Source organism: Delftia sp. UME58 (assembly GCF_014170385.1).
Lineage (GTDB): Bacteria > Pseudomonadota > Gammaproteobacteria > Burkholderiales > Burkholderiaceae_C > Comamonas > Comamonas acidovorans.
On sequence record NZ_LZZV01000118.1, the window covers coordinates 1 to 2,503 of the forward strand.

At 51.4% G+C, this 2,503-nt stretch carries 2 tRNA genes and 1 rRNA gene; all 3 read left to right on the top strand.

Going from position 1 to position 2,503, the window contains the following annotated elements:
* The first annotated feature begins 304 nt into the window (after positions 1 to 304).
* The 3 genes from A9976_RS31150 (at position 305) to A9976_RS31160 (ending at position 2,157) form a co-directional block, all read left to right on the top strand.
* Positions 305 to 1,835, top strand: a 16S ribosomal RNA gene (locus tag A9976_RS31150).
* Positions 1,836 to 1,967: 132 nt separating this feature from the next.
* Positions 1,968 to 2,044, top strand: a tRNA-Ile gene (locus tag A9976_RS31155).
* Positions 2,045 to 2,081: 37 nt separating this feature from the next.
* Positions 2,082 to 2,157 (top strand) — tRNA-Ala (locus A9976_RS31160).
* The last annotated feature ends 346 nt before the right edge of the window (positions 2,158 to 2,503 follow it).

Genomic DNA, 2,503 nt, shown 5'->3' on the forward strand with positions numbered 1-2,503 from the left:
GCAAGCGACGCAAAGCGAAAGCAGCGCGAAGCTGGCGGGTTCAGCGAAATGGCAGTGAAGAATTTAGCAGTACCGCTCTTTAACAATTAAACAACCGATAAGTGTGGGCGCTTGATGCGATGCACTGTGATTAGGTTAGGCGTTAAACCCTGACCTCTTCACAAGCACAATGAAATCAAGTGCTCACTAGAAGTGAAGTACCTTAGACGTCAAGTTTAAGAACATACCTCACTTCCTTTGAGTAGCGACGTATGACCTGGTTCGGATTTATTCGGACCAAGAATACGAAACAAATACAGAGATTAAACTGAAGAGTTTGATCCTGGCTCAGATTGAACGCTAGCGGGATGCCTTACACATGCAAGTCGAACGGCAGCACGGACTTCGGTCTGGTGGCGAGTGGCGAACGGGTGAGTAATGTATCGGAACGTGCCTAGTAGCGGGGGATAACTACGCGAAAGCGTAGCTAATACCGCATACGCCCTACGGGGGAAAGCAGGGGATCGCAAGACCTTGCACTATTAGAGCGGCCGATATCGGATTAGCTAGTTGGTGGGGTAACGGCTCACCAAGGCGACGATCCGTAGCTGGTTTGAGAGGACGACCAGCCACACTGGGACTGAGACACGGCCCAGACTCCTACGGGAGGCAGCAGTGGGGAATTTTGGACAATGGGGGAAACCCTGATCCAGCCATCCCGCGTGTGCGATGAAGGCCTTCGGGTTGTAAAGCACTTTTGGCAGGAAAGAAACGTCATGGGCTAATACCCCGTGAAACTGACGGTACCTGCAGAATAAGCACCGGCTAACTACGTGCCAGCAGCCGCGGTAATACGTAGGGTGCAAGCGTTAATCGGAATTACTGGGCGTAAAGCGTGCGCAGGCGGTTCGGAAAGAAAGATGTGAAATCCCAGAGCTTAACTTTGGAACTGCATTTTTAACTACCGAGCTAGAGTGTGTCAGAGGGAGGTGGAATTCCGCGTGTAGCAGTGAAATGCGTAGATATGCGGAGGAACACCGATGGCGAAGGCAGCCTCCTGGGATAACACTGACGCTCATGCACGAAAGCGTGGGGAGCAAACAGGATTAGATACCCTGGTAGTCCACGCCCTAAACGATGTCAACTAGCTGTTGGGGCCTTCGGGCCTTAGTAGCGCAGCTAACGCGTGAAGTTGACCGCCTGGGGAGTACGGTCGCAAGATTAAAACTCAAAGGAATTGACGGGGACCCGCACAAGCGGTGGATGATGTGGATTAATTCGATGCAACGCGAAAAACCTTACCTACCCTTGACATGTCTGGAATTCCGAAGAGATTTGGAAGTGCTCGCAAGAGAACCGGAACACAGGTGCTGCATGGCTGTCGTCAGCTCGTGTCGTGAGATGTTGGGTTAAGTCCCGCAACGAGCGCAACCCTTGTCATTAGTTGCTACGAAAGGGCACTCTAATGAGACTGCCGGTGACAAACCGGAGGAAGGTGGGGATGACGTCAAGTCCTCATGGCCCTTATGGGTAGGGCTTCACACGTCATACAATGGTCGGGACAGAGGGTCGCCAACCCGCGAGGGGGAGCCAATCCCAGAAACCCGATCGTAGTCCGGATCGCAGTCTGCAACTCGACTGCGTGAAGTCGGAATCGCTAGTAATCGCGGATCAGCATGTCGCGGTGAATACGTTCCCGGGTCTTGTACACACCGCCCGTCACACCATGGGAGTGGGTTTTACCAGAAGTAGTTAGCCTAACCGCAAGGGGGGCGATTACCACGGTAGGATTCATGACTGGGGTGAAGTCGTAACAAGGTAGCCGTATCGGAAGGTGCGGCTGGATCACCTCCTTTCAGAGCTTAAGTGCTCGTATTAAGTGTCCACTCTTATCGGTTGTTTGATATAGCTGGGATCAGTTGTAGGCTTGGGTCGAGGGAATCTTCCCTGGGTCTTCAGCTACCTGACTACTGATCCGAGAAGGTTTTGGGTCTGTAGCTCAGTTGGTTAGAGCACCGTCTTGATAAGGCGGGGGTCGTTGGTTCGAATCCAACCAGACCCACCAAAGTATTTCGCGTAGTGCTGGTCACTGTGTGGAATATGGGGGTGTAGCTCAGCTGGGAGAGCGCCTGCTTTGCAAGCAGGATGTCATCGGTTCGATCCCGTTCACCTCCACCATTGATTCTCAAATACTCACCTGGTGGTGATGTAGAGGCTAACTCATAGCGCTGCTTGCAGCGCTATGAGTTAGGTTTTACCTAACAGCTATATTCGTTCTTTAACAATCTGGAAGAAGCACAACGAAATGTACTTATCAAGTACTCGACGCAAGTCGAAGAAGATAAGTACGGGTTGTGATTGCATTATTTTGTTCCAAGTTCTCAAGACTGAGGTGAATAACCTCAGACTGCTTTGAAACTTATGAACGGCACAAACGCTAATACTCAGGTCCTATAGCCTACAGCGTTATAGGATCAAGCGACTAAGTGCATATGGTGGATGCCTTGGCGATCACAGGCGATGA